The 22,333-nt window shown below is 64.5% G+C and carries 16 protein-coding genes and 1 tRNA gene; 2 read left to right on the top strand and 15 right to left on the bottom strand.

Going from position 1 to position 22,333, the window contains the following annotated elements:
* Positions 1 to 601 precede the first annotated feature (601 nt).
* The gene (locus Y882_RS09635; RefSeq protein ID WP_046971694.1) at positions 602 to 916 is read left to right on the top strand and encodes a HigA family addiction module antitoxin; all 315 of its coding nucleotides are present in this window, start codon (positions 602 to 604) and stop codon (positions 914 to 916) included.
* Positions 917 to 1,096: 180 nt separating this feature from the next.
* Here Y882_RS09635 and Y882_RS09630 read toward each other — a convergent pair whose 3' ends face one another.
* From Y882_RS09630 to Y882_RS09560, 15 genes are all read right to left on the bottom strand, one after another.
* Positions 1,097 to 2,074, bottom strand: coding sequence for a hypothetical protein (locus Y882_RS09630; protein WP_046971693.1), 978 nt, complete (start codon positions 2,072 to 2,074; stop codon positions 1,097 to 1,099).
* A gap of 220 nt (positions 2,075 to 2,294) precedes the next feature.
* Entirely contained in the window at positions 2,295 to 2,786 is a 492-nt protein-coding gene (locus Y882_RS09625; RefSeq protein ID WP_046971692.1) for a hypothetical protein, read from the bottom strand.
* A 173-nt stretch (positions 2,787 to 2,959) separates the two neighbouring features.
* Positions 2,960 to 4,105, bottom strand: coding sequence for a hypothetical protein (locus Y882_RS09620; protein ID WP_046971691.1), 1,146 nt, complete (start codon positions 4,103 to 4,105; stop codon positions 2,960 to 2,962).
* A 135-nt stretch (positions 4,106 to 4,240) separates the two neighbouring features.
* Positions 4,241 to 4,330: transfer RNA gene (locus Y882_RS09615), tRNA-Ser, on the bottom strand.
* Positions 4,331 to 4,426: 96 nt separating this feature from the next.
* Positions 4,427 to 4,789, bottom strand: a complete 363-nt coding sequence (locus Y882_RS09610) for a hypothetical protein (RefSeq protein WP_046971690.1) — start codon at positions 4,787 to 4,789, stop codon at positions 4,427 to 4,429.
* A 10-nt stretch (positions 4,790 to 4,799) separates the two neighbouring features.
* On the bottom strand, positions 4,800 to 6,080 hold the full coding sequence (serS, locus tag Y882_RS09605; RefSeq protein ID WP_046971689.1) for a serine--tRNA ligase: 1,281 nt from the start codon (positions 6,078 to 6,080) through the stop codon (positions 4,800 to 4,802).
* Between the two features lie 225 nt (positions 6,081 to 6,305).
* Positions 6,306 to 6,884, bottom strand: a complete 579-nt coding sequence (locus Y882_RS09600; RefSeq protein WP_046971688.1) for a hypothetical protein — start codon at positions 6,882 to 6,884, stop codon at positions 6,306 to 6,308.
* Positions 6,885 to 6,965: 81 nt separating this feature from the next.
* Positions 6,966 to 7,595, bottom strand: coding sequence for a 2-hydroxychromene-2-carboxylate isomerase (locus Y882_RS09595; RefSeq protein ID WP_046971687.1), 630 nt, complete (start codon positions 7,593 to 7,595; stop codon positions 6,966 to 6,968).
* A 29-nt stretch (positions 7,596 to 7,624) separates the two neighbouring features.
* Complete coding sequence (locus tag Y882_RS09590) at positions 7,625 to 8,971, bottom strand: replication-associated recombination protein A (protein ID WP_156171385.1); 1,347 nt, start codon at positions 8,969 to 8,971, stop codon at positions 7,625 to 7,627.
* Between the two features lie 42 nt (positions 8,972 to 9,013).
* Positions 9,014 to 10,375, bottom strand: coding sequence for a DUF3999 family protein (locus Y882_RS18860; RefSeq protein WP_052949851.1), 1,362 nt, complete (start codon positions 10,373 to 10,375; stop codon positions 9,014 to 9,016).
* Positions 10,365 to 13,070: a DUF2339 domain-containing protein gene (locus Y882_RS09580; protein ID WP_046971685.1), complete on the bottom strand. Its 2,706-nt coding sequence runs from the start codon at positions 13,068 to 13,070 to the stop codon at positions 10,365 to 10,367. Before Y882_RS09580 ends, Y882_RS18860 begins: the two co-directional genes overlap by 11 nt.
* An 89-nt stretch (positions 13,071 to 13,159) precedes the next feature.
* The gene (locus Y882_RS09575) at positions 13,160 to 16,270 is read right to left on the bottom strand and encodes an efflux RND transporter permease subunit (protein WP_046971684.1); all 3,111 of its coding nucleotides are present in this window, start codon (positions 16,268 to 16,270) and stop codon (positions 13,160 to 13,162) included.
* A complete protein-coding gene (locus Y882_RS09570) occupies positions 16,270 to 17,352 on the bottom strand; it encodes an efflux RND transporter periplasmic adaptor subunit (protein ID WP_046971683.1) in 1,083 nt (360 codons plus the stop codon). The genes Y882_RS09575 and Y882_RS09570 overlap by 1 nt, the downstream gene beginning before the upstream one ends.
* Positions 17,349 to 18,617, bottom strand: a complete 1,269-nt coding sequence (locus Y882_RS09565; protein WP_082121041.1) for a TolC family protein — start codon at positions 18,615 to 18,617, stop codon at positions 17,349 to 17,351. The genes Y882_RS09570 and Y882_RS09565 overlap by 4 nt, the downstream gene beginning before the upstream one ends.
* A 65-nt stretch (positions 18,618 to 18,682) precedes the next feature.
* Complete coding sequence (locus Y882_RS09560; protein WP_046971682.1) at positions 18,683 to 19,066, bottom strand: hypothetical protein; 384 nt, start codon at positions 19,064 to 19,066, stop codon at positions 18,683 to 18,685.
* Between the two features lie 167 nt (positions 19,067 to 19,233).
* On the opposite strand from Y882_RS09560, the gene Y882_RS09555 reads away from it, so the two are divergent.
* A complete protein-coding gene (locus Y882_RS09555; protein WP_244466310.1) occupies positions 19,234 to 22,329 on the top strand; it encodes a ligand-binding sensor domain-containing diguanylate cyclase in 3,096 nt (1,031 codons plus the stop codon).
* Positions 22,330 to 22,333: the final 4 nt, after the last annotated feature.

Here is a 22,333-nt window from a genome sequence, read left to right as displayed (position 1 = left end):
GCCGTCGTGTTGCACAGCCTCGCGAATGATCATGACCACCAGGTCATGAGGCGCGGGCCGTGAGTGCTACTAACACCCACGACCCGCTAACCATCAACAACTTTCTGAGAGTTGATCATGGCTACCCGCGATCATACGGTACGCATTCGCTCGTCCGTTCCCCCTGGCGACACCCTCACTCCTCCGCCTTACGACGCGCCAGCCATGGCGGTGGCACGGACCGAATCCCTGCGTCTTAGCACTCGCGGCGACATCGCCCTGGCGGTGCTCGCCCTCACGCGCCTGCGTGTCGACAGCGAGCAGTGCCGCCACGCGCAGGCGCGTGGGTTCCCCGGCAGAGCGCTGCCATGGCCGCTTCCCGTGGCCGTCACGGCCAGCCTGGGCGCGGCCATCCACTGCTTGCAGCGGCACGCCCGCCTGCTCGGTGACGAGCCTCGAGTGAACACCACACGCCTCCGATGATCACCATTTTGGCGCATCGGCCGGCATGGCGATGCGCCGCATTCGGGCGATCACCGACAAAGCTGCCAAGCATTCACTGACACGGAGCGCTGTAAGCGCCTATCCGCAGTGCGGCCGTGTCCGACAGGGAGGAACCACCATGGAACTGATCCAGCTCACCCCGCACTCGGAAGTGGACCCCTCGCAGCCCCTGCGAGCCCCAGGCGACATCCTGCTGCACGCCTACCTGATCCCAAGCGCCCTCAACCCCGCCCAGCTCGCCCGACGCACTGGCATACCCGCCAACGCCATCAAAGCCTTCATTGCCGACACCCACCCCATCACCCCAAAGATCGCCATCCGCCTCTCGCTCGCCTTCGACACCACCGCCTTTTACTGGCTGGCACTTCAGGCTCGATACGATTTGGAAAAGGCGAAGCCTGTGGTGCGCGCTTATCGTCCGCTCGTTGATTGAGCGGGTAACGCGGTGAGGTTCACCTACTCGTGAGTTTGGACTCGAGAGGTGAACCTGACCCCGTTTTTTTTGGAGCGCTTCGGTTCAAACGTGGAATGATTCAATCGCTAACGGAGACATGGTCCAGAAGGACAAAAACACCCAGTGTATCTCCCCGCTGCGTCATAGTAGTCGCCGTTATCACAAGGCCTCGACAGGGATAGCCGGAGCAACGGTCCTGGCTGAAGCTCGTTGATCCGAGTTCTGCTCCCGGTTCGCGAAGTACTGTGAATACGTCGCCATCTCTTTGTAGGAGGCCAGGTCAGCGAGGGTCTTAGAGGCGCATTTCAGGCGAATATTCATGAAGAAAAACATTCCAATCATCGCGGAGAAGAGTGCCGAGATGACAGAAAGCACCGCACCCTGAAGGGAAAACAGGGTGTTCCAAAATTCCGAAAAAGCGAGATCCGGCACCCAGTTGAGCCGCAAGGGCATGAAGCTGAGCGGATAGACAACACCCGCGAAGAACAGCGCCATGATTAGGATGAGCGCCGCTGTGATCACCCCGGACGATTCGGGATTGGCGCTGGCGGACTTTAGAACTTCGGACACTACCCTGATGTGGTGCCTAGCGTCGCTAAAAAGGGTGTCCATGTCTTCGCGTTCAGCACTTAGCTTTGGTTCTAGGAAATGCGCAGTACTGAGAAGGGGTGTTCTAGGCGCTACCGAATCAAATAGCGTGTGCGAACGCGCCAGGATTGAAGAGAGGGAAGCCAGTGCCTGGGCATCTTCGCGTTCCTTTTCGATGCGAGCATCCCGTTGTGACCTCGCGCGATCAATCAGCGCCACCGCATCAGCTCTCGCGATATATGGAGAAAACCGGACCTTGTCGTAGATGTCCTCAGAGTCCAAGGAGCCCCCGTCTTCCAGAATCTTGTTGACGTCCGCCACCGCATCTTCGTTCTTGTGTCGGTGGTACCACTCGAAGGACAGCCGGGCAGCGGCCTCGGCAATCTTTTGCCCTGAGGTCATCAACTCCTGCATTCGCCGCTGCCTCTCCGAGAACGTCGCTTGGTTCGCCAAAATTTTGGTGACAATGAAGGCACCAAAAATGCCGACGATTGCGGCGGCGGACTGGGCTGCCGAGCTGAAAAACCAATTCCAATCGACTGTATTCATCGACAACAAGCACCCCTGTTCGGATTTCTAGTGCGCCAGAAACGGCTCCCTTAGCCTGGCGACAATTGCAATTTGTCACCAGGCTAATGGGGGCGGGCTCACTTTTCAGATGGAAGTCCATCGATAGAAGTGAACCTGACCCCGTTTTCCGACCCCGTTTTCCTTGCGCGGCGTTTACTAGGCGCGAGGCGTCGCGGCCGAAGCATCAAGCATCGCCAAATCACAACCTCCGGGAGAAGGGACTCGGCGATGCCGGAAGCTCCGGCATGGAGACGTGCTCACCGGTGTGAAATTGCTTATTGCAAATGGGGCAATCGATGGAGATGGCACCCCATCGGTTGTGACGCTGTAGGACGGCCTTCGTCCCCTTGTCGAAGCATGGCTGACAAAGGTGGTGCACGGGCTGTTCCCCTTCGCCACAGCGGTAAACAAAGACTCCCGGCGACAGCTCGTGCAGATGGTACTTGCCGCGCTCAGCCAATGCTTCGTTTGCCTTGCGCAGCTCGTCCGACACTTCGCGGTATTTGGCCTGCAGCTCGTGCATTTGCGCACTGTGTGCAAAGAGGCTTTCCTGCGCCTTGAGGAGCTGGGAATTGATCTCTGCCACTTGCGCAGCCACTAGATTGAAGTCCCGGATGTCCTTCATTGCCTCGCCAAGCTGGCGAATGTGGGCGAGCGATGTAACAGCTGTATTGATCAGCGCAAGGTCCATGGCCGTTCCTGGCGATTCCCGAAAGTGCGCCAATATTAGCTCGGCATTGGCCGCCACAGCTTCCCTAAGCCGGGCCTGGTGAGCCGCTTACAGGCGTTGATGCATAGGGGTCGTATACACATGCCGGACGCGCTATCGCTAGGGTTTGATTGGCGGCGTATTCAATCGCACCACTAAAAGGGTACGTCCCTTCCGATGCGGAATGGTCCACTGTACTTATAGATGTCAAGAAATGCCTTTGCTAAACGGGCCCGAACTCGCTCATCTTGATTGGCCTCATCTATCGCAGAATCAGGTGCGTCCGTAAAAACGGCGACCTCCACACCATCGCTATTGTTTAGCAGATCGACTTCGTCGGCTGCGATTTTGCCGAGCTGATCCGCCCAAATGCTCAGCACCATGGCAGCTCTCTTCGCAAATACTGGCAGGAGAACCTTGCGCTTCGCAGAATCCGAGATCACCTCACTATAGAACTTAGAATGAAGCTCATTCAAATGCTTCGCAGAAGCAGAATGGGCCTCTCCGCAGGCGGCAACCACTTCCTCTATTGCCTCTGGAGAAACAAAGTTTATTCGCGAAAATTGCTCGTTCCTATTGATGATGTAGTGCGCAATGTATGGTTGACGATCGATGTCCCGAGCCACCGGCGGTTCGGCATCGTAGTCAACCTCGATCATGTCACCCTCCATTACCGAAAGCAGGCTGAAAACGTAGACTCGCGGTCTGTTCAGGCGATCGCCTAACCGATTGAGCTCATACGCTTGCGATTTCATGAGGGTAACAATAGAGGCGAAGAACGCGGAGTCATTGCCAGGGTTGTAGCTGGCGACTTCAGTGGAAGTACCGTTGCCCTTGTAAATCGGCACAAGCTCCTGAGTCGCGAACACCTCGCGCTTGGGGGCCTCCCACAAGAGTGGCGCTACCTTAGATAGGCTGGCCTGGTACGCGCGCTGTTCGTCATGCTTCTCTAGCATGTAACTCAGAGACGCAATGTTCGACCAGTAGTGAAGCGGAGCAAGATTCTTATTCGGGTTCTTTGTGATCTGCCTGGTGAGGAACGTCCACTTTCTGTCCGTGGTCTTCTTGCAGCTGACAATCACACCAGATACGACACTGAATTCTTTCGACTCGCTGACTTTGTAAGCGATCAGGTCGATCTCTCTCGCATCCCCCGACACATTGTCGACGTAGTACTTATTGGTGAACAGTGTCCAGCCGGCGTCTTGAAATGCTCGCCCGGTACGGTGCTCCAAAGGGAACCCTGTGCGCTCTAGCGCGTCGGCGATTAGCTGGCTGTCTTTACGCGGGGCGGATGCCATCACTTGGTCTGAAGCAGGGAGAGTGCCCCAACGCTATCGACAGGCGGGGAGCCTGTCGAGACCTCGGCGAATCGTTAGGCGGATTGTTGGGTTGACCCAAATAATCGCCACAACACATTGAAAATACTGATGTAATGGCGGAGAGAGTGGGATTCGAACCCACGGTAGGCTTACACCTACGGCAGTTTTCAAGACTGCTGCCTTAAACCGCTCGGCCATCTCTCCGTGTTTTGTGGGCCCGGGTTGCGCCCTAAGGCACTGGATTCCTGCTTTCGCAGGAATGACGAGCTTTCATGACGAGCTTTGAGGGGCGTCATCCTATCAGGAATGCGGTGCCGCTCCCTGCCCTTTTTTCGACAAGGCCATCATCGCCCACAGCATGATGGCCACCGGAACGGCCGCCCCCAGCAGCGGGAGCAGCAGGATTGGTTGGCGGATCACCATCGGCACCAGCTGGGTCGCGGCGGCGAAGGCGATGATGGCGAAGCGGAGGTTGCGGCTGTGGCGGGCGAACCAGAAGGAGCCCACCACCAGCACGGTGGCGATGGCGCTGAGCACCAGGTCCACCGTGGCCATGGGGAACATGGTGACCAGGCCGAGACGGGTGAGCAGTTCGGTCGCCAGGATCACCAGCAAGGTGTAGCTGGCGGCGAGTTCCACTTTGTCCCAGCGCTGGATGCTCATGTCCGATGCCTCAGGCGATCTGCGTGAGGTTGCGCAGGTACGGGCGCAGCACCTCGGGCACGGTGATGGAGCCGTCGGCGTTCTGGTAGTTCTCCATCACGGCGACCAGGGTGCGGCCCACGGCCAGGCCGGAGCCGTTGAGCGTGTGCACCAGCTCGGGCTTGCCGGTGGCCGGGTTGCGCCAGCGGGCCTGCATGCGGCGGGCCTGGAAGTCGCCGCAGTTGGAGCACGAGGAGATTTCGCGGTAGGTGTTCTGGCTGGGCAGCCACACTTCCATGTCGTAGGTCTTGATGGCCGAGAAGCCCATGTCGCCGGTGCACAGCAGCACCTTGCGGTACGGCAGGTTCAGCAGCTGCAGCACTTTCTCGGCGTGGCCGACCATTTCTTCGAGCTGGGCGTGCGAGTGCTCGGGCGCGGCGATCTGCACCATTTCGACTTTCTCGAACTGGTGCTGGCGGATCATGCCGCGCGTGTCGCGGCCGTAGCTGCCCGCTTCGGCGCGGAAGCACATGGAGTGCGCGGTGAGGCGCATCGGCAGTGCGTCCGCTTCGATGATGCTGTCGGCGACGAGGTTGGTGAGCGCCACTTCCGCGGTGGGAATCAGGTAGCGCTTGCTTTCGTTGACCTCGGTGGAGAACAGGTCTTCCTCGAACTTCGGCAGCTGGCCGGTGCCCTTCATGGTGTCGGCGTTGACGATCAGCGGCACGTTGCATTCGAGGTAGCCGTGCTCGCCGGTCTGCAGGTCGAGCATGAACTGGGCGAGTGCGCGATGCAGGTGTGCGAGCTGGCCGCGCAGCACGGTGAAGCGGGCGCCGGAGAGCTTGGCGCCGGCGTCGGCATCGAGCCAGCCGTGGCGGGCGCCGAGGTCGACGTGATCCTTGACCGGGAAATCGAACGTGCGCGGCGTGCCCCAGCGCAGCTGTTCGGCGTTCTGGGTTTCGTCGTTGCCCAGCGGCACGGACTCATGCGGGATATTGGGGATGCCGAGCGCGATGTCGGCGAGCTTGGCCTGCACGTCGGTCAGGGCGTGTTCGTTGGCCTTGAGTTTGTCGCCGATGCCGGCGACTTCGGCCATCAGCGGCGCGACGTCCTCACCCTTGGCCTTGGCCTGGCCGATCGCCTTGGACCGCGTATTGCGCAGGTTCTGCAGCTCCTGCGTCTCGGTGGACAACTGCTTGCGCTGGCTCTCCAGCGCCTCGATGGCGGCCACGTCGAGTTCGTAGCCACGGGTGTCCTTGAGGCGCGCGGCGGTTTCGGCCAGGCGCGAACGCAGCAGTGCGGGGTCCAGCATGATCAATCCAGATGAGGGGCTTGGAACCTTGGATTATCGCTGGGGGGCGTGCTGGGGGGCAATGTTGGCCAGAAATGAGGCCTGAGGCGGGTTGTGTCGCGCACAGGGTGCGCTCCCACAGAGGTTGCCTCCCACAGAGGTTGCCTCCCACAAGGATTACCTCCCACAAGGGCTGCCTCACCCTTGTGGGAGCGCACCCTGTGCGCGACTTGGGCTTGCCTCGGTCTACAAGCGAGACCGCTGCACACCCCTGCCCAGCCACCACGCCATCACCGCGCCGGCCAGCAGCCAGCCGATCACCTGTTCGATCAGGGCGGCCAGGGTGAAGTTGGTGGGGAAGCGGTACCAGTTCCAGTACGGCACCAGGGTGCTCAGCCAGGCGAACACCGAGGCCGCCAGGGCGATGCTCAGGCGGGTCATGAAGCTGAAGGCGGCCAGGCCCATCACGAAGGCCAGTGCGAGGGCGGACAAGGTGTCCGAAGCCCACTGCCGGGGCAGCTGGCCGCTCATATCGGAGAGGTCTTCGCCCTGGGGCATGTAGACGATGAAGGCGTACGGTGAGGTCTTGGTCTTGGCCGAATAGGCTTCCATCACGGCCTTGTCGCTCATCTTGGCGGGGTCGACCGAAGGAACAATATAGACGCCGGTCTGATCACCCAACCCGGGTCGCAAGCTGGCCAACACTGTGTCTTCAGCCACCGGCTGATGCATGCCGACATTACCCAGCCCCAGCGCCATATGTGCCACGGCGCCCCAGATAAACATCACGATCCCGCCCATCAGTGCTGCTACCAGTACTCGCATGGCTCGCTCTCCCTCGATACCTACGGTGCGGCGAATCTATGCCCGCCATGCGGGGTGCCGCAAGGTCGGTCGCAGCAGCGATCAGCCGGCACGTGATACCCCGACCGGAAGCGCGCCAAGGCGATGCATCTCCGGCTCATCCCATAGCGAGGGATCATCCAGGCAGGCCAAGGCGAACGCGTGCGCGTCGTCACCCCAGAACAGACGGCCATCCAGCGAAAGCGTCGGCACGCCGAATACGCCCTCGGCCATGGCCTGGTCGAAATTGGCGCGCAGCTGCGCCTTCACGGCCGGATCGGCGATTGCGGCGGCAGGATCGGCGATGCCCAGGCTAGCGGCCACCGGCGCCAGCGCGGCGATGCTGTCACCCGCATTTCCCTGGGCCCAGATCCAGTCGAAGATCGCATCCGTCGCGGCCACCGTGCTGCCGGCCGCGATGCACAGCCGAAGCGCAGCCAACGGATTGAACGGATGCGCCGGCGGAAAACGCAGCGGCTGGCCGTTCTGCCGTGCGCGCCACAGCGCATGGCGATAAGTGAATTCACGCTTGCCCGGGATTTCAGCCGGGCCCTTCTGGCCGTGCCGCTCAAGCACACCGGCGAACACGATGGGCCGCAAGGCCACCGGCCTGGACGTTGCCAGCCGTTTCACTTTGGGCCATTGCAGCCACGCAAACGGCGAGATGAAGTCGAAATACCAGGTGACGGACATGCTTCAACTCCACGTGCGGGAGGGTGGGTTTATTCGCCGCGCGCCTTGCGCCGCGCCGCGCGCAGGCCCAGCAGTTTCTCGCGCAGTTTCACTTCCAGACCGCGATCGACCGGCTCGTAGAACACAGTACCGTCCAGCGCATCGGGCAAGCATTGCTGATCGAGCGCCACGCCGCCTTCGCTGTCGTGGTCGTACTGATAGCCCTGCCCGTAGCCCAGGCCTTTCATCAGCTTGGTGGGCGCATTGCGCAGATGCATCGGCACCTCGAGCGTGCCGGTCTGCTGCACCACGGCGCGCGCGGCGTTGTACGCCTTGTAGGCGGCATTGCTCTTGGGCGCGATGGCCAGCCAGATGGCGAGCTGCGCGAGGCCCAGCTCACCTTCGGGACTGCCCAGGCGCTCATAGGTATCCCATGCATCCAGCGCCATGCGCCAGGCGCGCGGCTCGGCGAGGCCGACGTCTTCCACCGCCATGCGCGTCATGCGGCGTGCGAGATAGAGCGGATCGACGCCGCCATCGAGCATGCGCGTCAGCCAGTACACCGCCGCATCCGGGTCGGACGAGCGCACCGATTTGTGCAGCGCCGAGATCTGGTCGTAGAACTGCTCGCCACCCTTGTCGAAGCGGCGCGTGCGGTCGGCCAGCACCTGGGTGAGCGTGGTGTCGTCGATGCGGTGGTCTTCGGCCAGTTCCGAAGCAATTTCCAGCAGCGTGAGCGCGCGGCGCACATCGCCATCGGCTGCCTGGGCGATCAGCTTGAGCGACTCGTCGGCGACATCGAGCTGCATGCTGCCCAGGCCGCGCTCGTTATCTTCGAGTGCGCGCTTGAGCGCCATCACGATGTCGTCCACCGTGACGGCTTCCAACACGTGGACGCGGCAGCGCGACAGCAAGGCGGAGTTGAGCTCGAACGAGGGGTTCTCGGTGGTGGCGCCGACAAAGATGATCACGCCGCGCTCGATATGCGGCAGGAAGGCATCCTGCTGGGCCTTGTTGAAGCGGTGCACCTCGTCCACGAACAACACCGTGCGACGACCCTGCGCGAAATTCACCTCGGCCTCGGCCAGCGCCTTGCGCACATCGGGCAGGCCCGACATCACGGCGGAGATGGCGCGAAAATCCGCATCGGCATAGCGCGCCACCAGCAAGGCCAGCGTGGTCTTGCCGCAACCGGGCGGGCCCCACAGGATCATCGAATGGACGCGGCCGGCCTCCAGCGCGCGGCGCAACGCCTTGCCGGGAGCCAGCACGCGTTGCTGGCCCACGATTTCATCCAGGGTGCGCGGCCGCATGCGTTCGGCCAGGGGTTTGAGATCGTCGGGCTCGGCAAACAGGCCCGGCGCATCGAACATATCGCTGCGTGACATGCCGGGCATTCTAGGACATCGGGCCGCGGGGGCGGCATGCCCCCGACTGCATCAGGATTTCGATGCGCCCTCGCGCCCCTGGCGCAGCAGGCTGAAGGCCATGCCCGCCACCACCAGCGCGCCCAGCGTCAGCACCACCCAGAGCAAGGGCTTGGTCCAGTCGTAGGGCACCTTGGGCGCCTCCAGCGCCGAGGGGCCGGCTTCATCCGCGCGCGGGCCCAGCGATGCCAAGGGCGGCTGCCATTGCGCGCCGTGCTCGCTGCGCAAGCGGTTCAGGGCCTCGTTCACCGGATAGTCGCCACGCCGGGCCGCATGGCTGCCGGCGAGCAGTCGATAAGGTGCGCTGCCTTCGGGCAGGAACACGTACTGCGCCGGCAGCCAACCCACGCGCACCGCGGGCGGATCCGCTAGCGGCGTGTCGCTGTGCACGCGCAGATGCTGCACGTTGCGCTCGCCGATGGCTGCCGTGGCCTCGCCGCTCTTGCCGCCGGTGCGAACCAGGTCGAGCGCCGCCACTTCCATCCACGAGGACGCGCCTGCGCTCTGCACGAGCACATGCACGCGTGCGGCGTTGTTGGCCGCGGGCAACGCAACGATCACCGACTCGACCGGGAGCGTCGCAGGCAGCTCGTAGTCGTAGTCGGCCGCGCCCTGCCCGCTTCGCTTGGCCACCAGCCACTGCAGTTTCGACGCGCGCTCGGCAGCGGCGTCGGTGATGCTCCCGGACAGCTTGGCGATGGGCGCGTGGCCGGCGCTCCAATCCACCTGGCCATCGGCAAGCCGTACGCGGAAATAGCGATACGCATCGCTGCTCGCCACATCCGCCGCCAGCTGCTCGACCTCGTCCTGCTCGCCGTGCACACGGGTCAGGCTCAGATCCGTAGCGAGCAGGCTCCACTGGCGCAGATCGCTGCTGCCCTCCACCGTCACGTGCAGCTGGAAATCCTGGCTCAGCGAGGCCGGATCGAGCGCGAGTTGATCCAGGCTGATGGTGCGGCCCGCATCGATCAACCATGCATCCGGATGCTGCACGGGCGCGGCGCGATCGGTCTGGCTGATCACGATCCCGCCATCGGTATTGCGCTCCACCCTGACGCTATCGGCCAGGGCAGCCGACACCGGCAAGGGGAGCAGCCGTGCCGTCGTCTCAAAGCGATGACTGATGGGTGGCGACGGCGGCAGCGGTGCGAACGGCACGGGCCGCCCCAGTGCGTTGACCACAATCACATCGTGCAGATCGGCATTCGGATGGACCGAGGCGTAGACCTCGGGCGTGAACGCCACACGATAAGCTTCGGCCGACACCTTGGTATCGAGTGCAAATGCATAGGCGTAATCCGCGTTGCTGTCTGCCCGGGCCACGGCCACTGGCAACAGCAAGGCGAGCGCGATCCAACGCATATCAAGGCGCATGCCCGGTCTCCTCCATCGACGATGAACGGCGCGGCGGAGCCGGCGCCAGGTATCCAATCACACTGCACAACAGGCCGAAGGCGATGAACGAGCCGATGCCGAACAGATTGCCCAGCTGGCGACGGTCGATCAGGATCAGCTTGGCCAGCACCACACCCATCAGCACCGCGCCCGCCAGCCAGAACAAGCGGTGGCCATGGCGCGAGCCCCACACCCAGGCAAACAGGCCCAGCACACTCCACACCACGGTGAGCGACATCTGCGCAAGGCTGGAATCGGCCAGATCCCAGCCCCACGACACGCCACCGAGCTGATGTACGGCACGCAAGGTGAAGCTGGTCGCCAACGCCAGCAGGATGCCGCCCAGCACCGGGCCGCGACTGCGCCGCAACGTTGCGGGCAGCGAGGGTTCGGCCAGCCATGCGGCATAAGCAAGGGCGATCAACAGCAGCAGCAGCTCCAGCGGGTTGAGCAGCGGCACGTAGTGCAAGGGCGTTGCATCGCCTGCCTGGAACAAGGCCACGCAACCGACCACACCGAGTACCACAAGCAGCGAATACTTCAGCGGTGCCAGCCACAGGGGCATGACTTGCGCCATCGGCGCGGCGAACAGGCGGGGACGCGCATGCGCCACCGCGAACGCGATCAACAGCGGCGCAAAACTCAAGAGCACGCCCCAGCTATCGGACATCCAACGCAGGCGGTCCAACGACACCGCCACACCGACCGCTGCCAGCAGTATCCATCGCCAGAGCCACAGCCGGTGCGCCGTCGCGCCGGCCCACGCGGCGTCACGCAAGTTCATCAACGTGCGCCAGCCCAGGGCCCCTGCAAACAGCACGGACAGCAGATTCCAGCCGCGCCATGGCTGCTGGTGATAGCCGGCGGCAGCCAGAATCAGTAGCAGCATGGCTGCCATGAAGGCCACCGGCGTCCAGACCAGGGCTGCGCCAAGCTCCGCCGTGGAACGGTAACGCGCCGCTTCGGCAAGCGCCCACGCAGTGAATGCAAGCCACGCCAGCCACGCTGCAAACAAGCTCGTATCCGGCACGAAATGCGCGATCTCCTGCGCGCTGGCTGCCAACCACCAAAGCAGCGCCCAGGCGAACAACACCACCGAGCACACGCGATACAGCACGCGCCCCGCACTCCATCGCGAAAGCAGACCGCAGCTGGCGAAGCCCGCGAGCACGATCATCAGCGCACTGATGAATTCGCGATTGAGCACCGGCCATGCGCCGTAGCCCCCGTGCACGGACTTGTCGATCAGCAAGGCAAAACCGGCGAACAGTTGCAGCGCCACGCCGCTCCATGTGGCCAGCCAGCGCTGCTGGCGCAGGCCCAGCCAGATCAGGCCGGCGCCTTCGAGCGCAAAAATGCTGCCCGTCACATCGGCACGCAACGCCAGCGGCACGGTAAGCGTGGCCAGTGCCACCGCCAGCACGGCCCAGGTGTCGCGCAGCAGGCGCATGGCGGGTTGGCGACGGGAGACGTAAGCCACGCCCAGATAAATCACCGCGGCCACCAGCGTGGAAATCGCCAGCGCCTTGCCGTCCCAGTGCAACAGCGCACCCTGCAGCAACAGGCTGATCAGCGGATTGCCGAACATCAGGCAGCCGTCGATCACCAGGCGTCGATCCACCGGTGCGCGCATCACATGCAGCCAGGGAATGACCAGATAGAACAGGAAATTCAGCACCAGGAACGGCTCGGTGCTGGCGAACAACGCAGGCTCGTAGCGCAGCACACCCCACGCGGTGCCCACGCCGAAGGTTGCGATAAAACCCAGCAGGTTCAGTACGCGCCACGAGCGCTTCCACGCGATGCCCAGGATCGCGAGATTGAGCACGGCGTAGTAACTGAACAAGGCCACGTGGTTGCCATGGCCGGTGGAGACCAGGATCGGCGCCGCAAAACCGGCCACCAGACCCAGCACCGCGAGCGCCAGCGCATCCTGGGCCACGGCGAGCACACCGATACCCGCCACCAGCACGACCAGCAAGGCGAACGCAGCGCCTGCAGGCAGCAGGTCGTAAAGACGGAAGGCGGCGAACACCGTCATCACCAATACGCCGATGGCGCCGCCTTGCACCGACAACGCGAACACACGCTGGCTCTCGCGCTTTCTCCAGCCCAGCACGAGTCCTGCCATGGCCGCCAACGCGACCAATGCCACGCGCAAACCGATCGGCACACGCAGCATGCCGGCGTCCGCGGCGTACTTGAGCAAGGCGGCCACGCCCGCGAACAGCACCAGCATGCCGATCTTCACCGGCACATTGCCTTCGGTGAACCAGCGCCACACGCGACTGGTCAGGCGGTCCAGCGCCGATGGCGTCGGTGGCGCGTGAGGCGCCTCGTCAGCCGCAGGCCATGCGACGGACCCCACTGGCGCAGGCGCATCTGCTGTTGGAACCGGTGGAGGCGCTGCAACCGCCGGCGTAACCGGCGAAGGAGCTTGCACCGCCTCGCTCACCTCCTGGCCAGTCGTCCAGGATCGATCAGCGGCGACCGTTGGCGACGGCGTGGCTTCGCTGAGCTGGGCCCGCAGGCCTTTCAGCTCGCGCGACAACTGCAGCTGCTTGCCCCAGATCAATCCCAGCGCCGCACCGCCCACGATGCCGGCGAGACCGCCCTCCGAGGCCAGTCCGCCCAGCACCGCACCGATCACTATCCATAGAAAAACCATGACCATCCATCTCCAGCCGCGCCGGGTTGTCATGGCGCCAGTGTGACACGGACGGCCCTGGCGCCGCCGTGTCACCCATGGCGGCAGGAACCGTCCTAGGGATGGGCGCGGCGCGCCTGCGCCCGCTGTTCCATCCAGTCGTAAAGCACGGGTAACAACAGCAGGGTCAGCAGGGTCGAGGTGATCAATCCGCCCACCACCACGGTCGCCAATGGTCGCTGTGTTTCCGCGCCCACGCCGCTGGAAAGCAGCATGGGCACCAGTCCGAGAATTGCCACGCCGGCCGTCATCAGCACCGGCCGCAGGCGCAAGGCCGTGCCGCGCAACACGGCCTCTCGCACCTCCATACCCTTGGCCCGCTGCTCGTTGAGAAAACTCACCAGCACGATGCCGTTCAACATCGCCACGCCAAACACGGCGATGAAACCGATTGCCGAAGGCACGGACAGGTATTGCCCGGTGATCGCCAGCGCCACGATGCCGCCAATGGTGGCGAACGGCACGTTGGCGAGGATCAGCGCCGCGTACTTCATCGAGTTGAAGGCGGTATAGAGCAGGATGAAGATGAAGAAGATCGTGGCCGGCACGATCAGCGACAGCCGTTTCAAGGCGCGTTGCTGATTCTCGAACGCGCCGCCCCACTCAATGTAGTAGCCGCTTGGCAGCTTCACCTTCTGCGCCAGCGCCGCATTCGCCTCCTGCACGAAGCCGTCGATATCACGGCCACGCACATCCATCTGGATCACGGCATAACGCTGCAGTTGTTCGCGCCGGATAAACGAGTAGCCCTCTGCCTCGGTGACCTCGGCCACCTGCGACAATTGCACGATGGCGCCACCCGGTGCCTGGATCGGAATGCGCTGGATCGCCTGCAGGGAGCGCTTATCGCTGTCGTTCAAGCGGACGGCGATATCGAACCGCTTCACGCCATCGATCAGCGTAGTCACCGGCTCGCCGCCAATGCCGTTGCGAACCACGGCGAGCACATCGTCGGCATTGAGGCCGTATCGCGCCAGCGCGTCGCGATCCACGCTGACGCGTATCTGCGGCTTGCCCATATTGGGCTCCAGCGCGAGGTCCGCCACGCCGGTCACTTCGCCCAGCACATCCTTGATGCGTGCACTGAGGCGATCGAGTTCGCCCAGGTCCTCCCCGTAGAGTTTCAACGCCAGCGTGGCGCGCACGCCGGAGATCAACTCCTCGATGCGCATTTGGATAGGCTGGGTGTAGCTCACCACCGCCGTAGGCAATGCCGCCGACAGTTCGCGCTGCATCTCCGATTCGATGCTTTCCAGCGTCTGGCCCTTGCGCCATTGATCGCGCGGCTTGAGCGGCGTGTACACCTCCATGTAGTTCACGTCCGCCGTCTCGCCCTTCTCCGCCCGACCGATCATCGCGAGCGTGGTCTCGACTTCGGGAAACGATGCCTTGATGCGCGCGGCCACCTGCCGCGAGATGCCGATGGATTCATCCAGCGAGGCCGACGGAATGGAGGTGATGCGCCACATGATCGCTCCCTCCTTCAGATTCGGCATGAACTCCTTGCCCAGGAAGGGAAACAACGCAAGGCTGCCCAGCAGCGCGCCACCGGCCATGCCCAGCACCCAACGGCGCCGACGCAACGCCCACGCCAGCACAACGCCGTAGTGTTTCTTCAGGAAGGCCACAAGGCGGGTGTCGCGCTCGTCCTTGGGCTTGAGCGCAAGCGCGGCAAGTACGGGAACGAGAGTCAAGGCCAGCACGAGCGAACCGGCCATGGCGAAACTGATGTTGAAGGCCATCGGCTTGAACATCTTGCCTTCCAGGCCCTGCAGGCTGAACAGCGGCAGGAACACCACGATGATGATGACGATGGCGAACGCGATCGGACTTGTCACTTCCTTGGCCGCCGCAAGCACGGCGGCACTGCGATCCACCGGCAAGCCATGCGCCTTGCGCTCGGCCATGAGGCGGAAAGCGTTCTCCACCATCACCACCGCACCGTCGACCATCATGCCGATGCCAATCGCCAGTCCCGCCAGCGACATCAGGTTGGCGGACAAACCGGCCTGCTCCATGCAGATGAAGGCGATCAGCATGGCCAGCGGCAAGGTGACGACCACCACCAGCGCGCTGCGCAACTCGCCAAGAAACAGGAACAGCACGATCGCCACCAGGATCGATCCTTCCACCAGCGCGCGCACCGCCGTACCCACCGCCTTGTTCACCAGATCGGTGCGCTCGTAGACCGGCTTGACGACCACGCCAGCGGGCAAGGCTTGCTGCACGGTGGCGAGCTTGCCCTTCACGGCATCCACCACGCTCTTGGCGTTCTCGCCGATGCGTGACAGCGCCTGACCCATCACCACCTCCTTGCCGTCGCGCGTCACGGCGCCGGTGCGCGGTGCGCCGGCTTCTTCCACGGCGGCGACGTCACGCACGTAGACAGGCGTGCCGTCCTCGGTCTTGAGCACGATCTGTTCGATGTCACGCGCGCTCTGCACCAGACCCAGACCGCGTACGAGATACTGCTCGCGACCGACATCGACGAAGTTGCCGCCGACCTGCGCGTTGTTCGCCTGCAAGGCCTCGATCACGTCCTTGAAGCCGAGCCCGTGCGCAATCAGCTTCATCGGATCGATGCGCACCTGGTATTGCTTCTCCTGCCCGCCCCACGAGGTCACGTCGTCGACGCCAGGGGCGGTGCGCAGCAGCAGGCGGATATTCCAGTCCTGCAGCGTGCGCAGGTCGCTGTCGCTGGGTGATCCCTTCAGGGTGTCGTCGGCACGCTCGACGGTGTACCAGAACACCTGGCCGAGGCCTGAGGTATTGGGGCCCATTTCCGGCTTGCCATAGCCCGCGGGCAAGCGGTCGCCCACCTGCTGCAAGCGCTCATTGACGAGCTGGCGGGCGAAGTAGATGTCCATGTCATCGTTGAAATACACCGAGACGTAGGACAGCCCGAACAGGCTGACCGAACGCACTTCTTCCACCTTTGGCAGACCGGCGAGCGCGGATTCCACAGGCGTGGTGAGCAGCGACTCCACATCCTCGGCAGCCAGCCCGGGCGCCTCGGTGTACACGTTGACCTGCACCGGCGTGACATCCGGAAACGCATCAATGGGCAGCTTGCGCAGCGCCTGATAGCCGAGCGCGGCGATCACCGCGAAGGCGATCAGCACCAGCAGCTTGTAGCGCAGGGAGAGTTCGACGAGACGCGCAAGCATCAGTCTTCTCCCAGCTGCGAGCGCAACAGACGCGCCTTCAGCGCGAACGCGCCCTTGCTGACGTACGACACACCGGGCTTGAGGCCTTGGCGTATCTCCACCCAGCCGTCACGACTCTCGCCTACCTGCACGGCCACCGGCTCGAACGTTCCACCGCCGCCGGCCACGAAGACGGTGGACTGGTTCTGCAACAGCACCACCGCTTCGCTCGGCACCGCGAGCGCACTGCGCCCGCCGACGGCAATCCGCGCATCGACGAGCTCACCGGGATGCAGCAGGTCGCGACTATTGTCCACGGCGATGCGCACGGCCACGGTGCGGGTCTTTTCATCGGTCTGGTGCGAACGCTGCACAACCTTGCCGGACAGACTCTGCTGGTGAGCAAGGACGCGTGCCGTGGCACCTGTCGCGACACGCTCGGCCTCGAACGGCGGCATCTGCGCCTCGACCCATACCGAATCTTCTTTCACCACGGTGAACAGCGCACGCCCCGCATCGACGCGCTCACCCACCAGGAACTGATCGGTGGTGATGCGTCCGTCCGTTGGCGAGAGCAAGGCGTAGCTTCCATCGGCCCTGGCCGAACCGGCGCGCAGGACGCCCTGGATCTGTCCATCCGACAGACCGTAGGCGCGCAGGCGTGCGCGGGCCTGGTCGCGCTGTACCTGCACTTCGGTGTAGCGGCGACCGGAGACCGCCTGCGAGCCCAGCGCGGACACGCGGCGCCATTCCTGCTCCGCCACGATGAGCGCGCCCTGGGTTTCCGCAACCTGCACGCTGGACAGCGTGACCAGCGGCTGCCCCGCCTTCACCACGTCGCCCAGTTTCGCCTGGCGCGACAACACCATCGATTCGATGCGCGGCGACACCAGCACGGTCGAGTACGCATCGACCTTCACTTCGCCGGGCGCCTTGATTTCTTCGGCGAGTTCGCGTGGTGAAAGTTTGGCTACGACGATGCCGGCGTCCCGTATCGCACGGGCATCCAGCGTCAATGGATTGGGCGCCTGCTGCGCGAAGGCCGCACTCATCGCAAGCGAAAACATCAGCGCGCAGGAGGCGCGTTGGAAAAGGTGATTCATGGGGAGACATCCTGTGTGCGGCCATCCAGCCAGTCGGTCAGGCGACCGGCGGCGGCGAGGTAGTCGAACCAGGCCTGCCAGGCCTGGCTTTCGAGTGCGAGCGCGGACAGCGCGGTGTCGAGACTTTGCTTGAGCTGGACGAGGTAATCGGACGTGCTGATCTCGCCGGCCCGCCAGAGTTTTTCGAGCAGCGCGCTGCGATCGTCGAAGGCAGCGGCGCGGCCCTGGCGGAAAGCGTGGCCGGCAGCGAGCAAGGCGTCATAACGCGACTGCGCTTCACGCAGCGCGGCTCGGCTCGCCTGTTGCTGCGAGCGCGTCAATGCGGCAGCCGCGCCCGCCTCGGCGAGTGCGGCGTCGATTTCCGCGCGACCGCTGTTGAGCACCGGCAAGGGAATCGACACGCTGAGGCCGATGACCTGATCGGTCCTGGCGCCCGTGTCCACGCGTCCACCGGTCAGGCTAACGGTGGGATCGGGCAGACGCGCGCGCCGTGCCACGTCGATGCCCGCCTGCGCGACATCCTCATCGGCGCGAAGCTTGACCAGCTCCGGCCGCTGCTCGATTGGGATCGGCGAGATGCTGCTCGATGCTGGCGGCAGGCCCGCAGGCAACGGCGGCTTTGACACCGCGTCGCCGGCCACCGCCTCGAGCGTGGCCAGTGCCGCCGCTTCCGCACCCACCAGCGAGGCCTGCTGGATCTGCGATTCGCCCAGGGCCAGCGCGGCCAGATCCCGTTCGGGACTGCTGATATCGCCCACGCCGAGGCGATCCGCGGCGAGCGCATCGAATCGGTGCATCAAGGCCACCCGGCGCTCGCCCAGCTCACGTTGACGGGCGGCCAGGGCCGCAGCGGACCAGGCCTTCAGCCAGCGCGACGCGATATCCCGTCGCAGCACGTCATAGGCAGCCTCACGGCTGCGCCACTGAGCCTGCGCTTGCGACGTGCGCGCAGCGCGCTTGCCGGACATGTCCAGCGGCAGCGATATCCCCGCCGTGCGCCGGTTGACGTCGGCGTTCTCGGCATCGAGCGACAGCGAGGGGTTGTAGACCGGCTGGGCCGCCGCGCGCACTCGCGCCTGGGCCGCCTCCAGCTCGGCGCGAGCGGCCTGCACGTCGGGGTTGGCAGCCCAGACGAGCTGGACTGCGTCGCCGATGGGGGATGCAGCGGCCAAGCGCGGTGCATCGCCCTCGTTCGGCGATGCCGCGGCGCTGGCGGCATAGAACAGACAGGCAGCCCCGATCAGGGCTGCACGTAGAACAGACATGGAACCATCTCCTGACAACGATCACGAGGAATGCGCCCCGATGGGCGCAGCACAGGCGTTCGTGGTCAGGCGATAGGTGGTCGCAACAGTGAGCCCGCGATGGCAGGCACACGTCCGGCGTCGACGGATGAAACAAGGAACGGCGCGTCGGGTGCGTCCACCGCCAGCGCGACGGAAGTCGGCAGGCCCGCGGCGTGGGGACAAGCGCAATGACAGGAGGCGCCCTCGCCGAGCAGGCAGTCGCCATCGCCCGAGGGCGCTGGCGCGGCGACCACCATGGTCACCGACGTGGCCGCATCACCAAGCCCCGCGCCGGCAGCGCGCCCGCCGCCATCGGCCAGGCAGACCGAGCCACTAACCAGCTTGATCAGCAACACCGCCACCACCAACGCCCACAAGCCGCGATGGCGGCGCAGGCGATGGAGCAGTGGCAGGGGGCGTGGGGACATCTTCGGGATGCTAGACGGCGGGCCGCCTGTTAGACAATTTCATCCGCCGTCGCCCGCCCGTGGCGTCGGCTTTTACGCAAACGGTGTCGGAAATACCCTGACTCCACCCCTACGGCGCCTGTCGCCATGGCTATCATGTGCCCCACACGACGGGACGGAGTCGGCACGTGGCGCAAGGGACGGGGCGAGCTAGCAAGCAGGATGTCGGCCGTAGCACCTGGTTGCCCGCGATCCGGCGCGGCAGGCTGCTGCGTGCGTTTGCCCTGCTCTGCCTGCTGGTCCTGCCGTCCCTGGGCGTGGCGCGCGACGGCGACCCGTGGGCTCCGTTCGACATCCCCTGGTTCGATCGCCTGGGGGTAAGCGACGGGCTGCCGCACTCGATCACCACCACCATCGAACAGGACAAGCGCGGCCTGATCTGGATCGGCACGCTGTCCGGCCTGGTGCGCTACGACGGTTATCGCATGCAGGTGTTCACCGGCAACGGTGGCAGCAAGACCGATATCCCCGACGCCTATGTGCGCTGCCTGCTCACCCTGCCCGACGGCAGCCTGCTGGTGGGCACCAATGCCGGCGGCCTGAGTCGCTTCAATCCGCTCGACAACACCTTCCACACCTATCCCGTGGGCAAGGGCGGCACCAGCGACCGCAAGATCTACGCGATGTCGCCCGATGGCACGCGCGGCATCTGGATCGTGACGGAACACGGCATCGACTATCTGGACCTGCGCAACAACCGCATCGCCCCGGTGCCGCTGAGCGAGGGCATGGCCCCGCGCAGTTTCAGCGTGCTGCAGGATCGCGCCGGCAATCTGTGGGTCGGCAACACCAATGGATTGTTTGTCCGTCGCAAGGGAGAAACCGCGTTCAAACGCCCTGAGCGTCCGACCGACACCAGCGGCATCGACGTGGTATTGAACGACGGCATTTGGTCACTGCTGGAGGATCGCGAGGGACGCCTGTGGGTCGGCAGCACGCAATCGGGCGCGGTATATCGCGACGAGACCGGCCAATGGCATGCGATTCCGGGTTTCAGCGGTTATCAGCACGATCACTCGCGCCGCGCGACCGTGCGCGCCTTCACCGAGCTGGCCGGCGACGTCCTGTGGATGGCCACCGATGGCGGCGGCGTGCTGTCGTATGACGTGGCCACGCATAGCTTGCACGCGGTCGCCCACGACACCGCGATGCCTTCGTCGCTGCCCGGCGACTCCGTACGCGGACTCCTGCAGGACAGCACCGGCAACGTATGGGTGGCGACCGATCTGGGCGTGGCGCGCTACGACCCTAACGCCCGCAAAGCGTTCGCCTTGCTGCCCTCTACCAGCGACCACCGCTCGCTGGCCAACACCAATGTGCGCGGCATTTTTGTCGATAGCCGGCAGCGCGTGTGGCTGGGCATGAGCGCGGGGCGCGTGGACGTGATCGACCTGTCCGGCGCCAGCATTCGTCATCTCGAACTGGGCGGCGTGCAGACGCGCCGCGATGTGCAGGCGTTTGCCGAAATGCCCGATGGCACCATCTGGGTGGGTACGCAGGGCCTGGCGCGCGTCGATCCCAATACGCTGGCCATCGTCGGTTCTGCCGTCCCCGAGCTGGACGACAAACCCGTGCTGCACCTGCTGCCGGACGGCCAGCGGCTGCTGATCGCCACGTACGACGGTGTTTATCGTTACGACACGCGAACACACGCACTCACCCATTTCAGCCACGACGCCAACGACCCGACCAGCCTGGCCAGCGACACGGTGCGACGCATCGCGCGCATCGGCGCGGACCTGTGGTACGTCACCGGCCGCGGCATCAGCATCGCCACCAGCACCACGCAGAACAAGGGTTTCGAGAACCTGCTCAATCGCCCCGGCGACAACACCAGCCTGCCCAACAACCTGGCCAGTTCGATTGCGATGGATCCGCAGGGCGGCCTGTGGATCGGCACCTATGGCGGCCTGGCCATGCTGCAGCCACACAGCCCCGGCGAACCCTATCGCTTCACCACCATAGGCGCGGCCAATGGACTGCCCAGCGAAAACATCAACGCCGTGCAGCCGGACGACCTCAGCAATCCCTGGGTCAGCCTGTCCAACGGACTGGCGATGATCGACGGCAATACGCACGCCGTGCACAACCTGGGCGTGCGCGACGGCCTGCGCATCTCCAGCTACATCTACGCGGCGGCGGCGCGCGCACCCGGCGGCGAACTGCTGTTCGGAGGACTGGGCGGACTCACCGTGGTCCGTCCGGAATGGCAGCCATCCGATCAGCCCGACCCGCCGCTGGCGATCACCCATGCCGCCGTCAACGGTGTGCCGCTGTCGTATGGGCGACTGCCGCGCGCTGGCGAATCGCTGAAGATCCGTTCGCGCAATCGCAGCCTGCGCGTGGACTTTGCGCTGCTGGACTACGAGGCGCCCGCCGAAACCAGCTACAGCTATCGGATGGAAGGCTTCGACGAAAGCTGGATCGACATTCCGCGCGGCGGCCTGCCCACCGCCATCTACACCAACCTGCCCCACGGCGACTACAAGCTGCGCCTGCGCGCGCAGACGCACGGCATGCAGCCGCGAACGATCGAGTCCACCGTCGACGTCAGCGCCGAGCCGCGCTGGTACGAAACGGTATCGGCCATGGTCGCAGCCGGACTGCTGGCGCTGGCCGCCATCTTCGGCGTGATCCAGCTGCGCACCATGTACCTGCGCCGCCAGGCCAAGCAGCTGCAGCACCAGATCGAGCTGCGCACGCGCGACCTGGTGGTGGCCAACAAACGGCTGGACGAGCTGGCCAATACGGATGCCTTGACCGGCGTGTGCAATCGTCGGCGCCTGCTGGAGCTGGTCGAAGAGATGCGCGCGCAAACCAGCGATGGCAGCGCCTGCATCGCGCTGCTGGATCTGGACCGCTTCAAGCGCATCAACGACACCCATGGCCATCTGGCCGGCGACGCGGTGATCCGCCACGTGAGTCAAATCATGCAGCAGCAATGCCGCGACAGCGATTGCGTGGGTCGCTACGGCGGCGAAGAGCTGGTGGCCTGCCTGTCGGAAAGCACGCTTGAGCAAGGCCTGGTGATCGCCGAACGCATCCGCGCCGCCGTCGCAGATCAGCCGCTGGTCTATGAAGGACAGCCCATCGAAGTCACCGTGAGCATCGGCGTGGCCGCCTACCAGGCCGGCGAGACGCTATCGCAGTGGCTGTCCCGCGCCGATGGCGCGCTGTACGAGGCCAAGAACAGCGGACGCAATCGGGTCGTGGCGGCGCAGTAATAGA

The sequence above is a fragment of the Dyella japonica DSM 16301 genome, from assembly GCF_001010355.1.
Taxonomy (GTDB): Bacteria; Pseudomonadota; Gammaproteobacteria; order Xanthomonadales; family Rhodanobacteraceae; genus Dyella; species Dyella japonica.
Note: the sequence above shows the minus strand (reverse complement) of the source record. Positions and strands in the feature narration are given on the sequence as shown.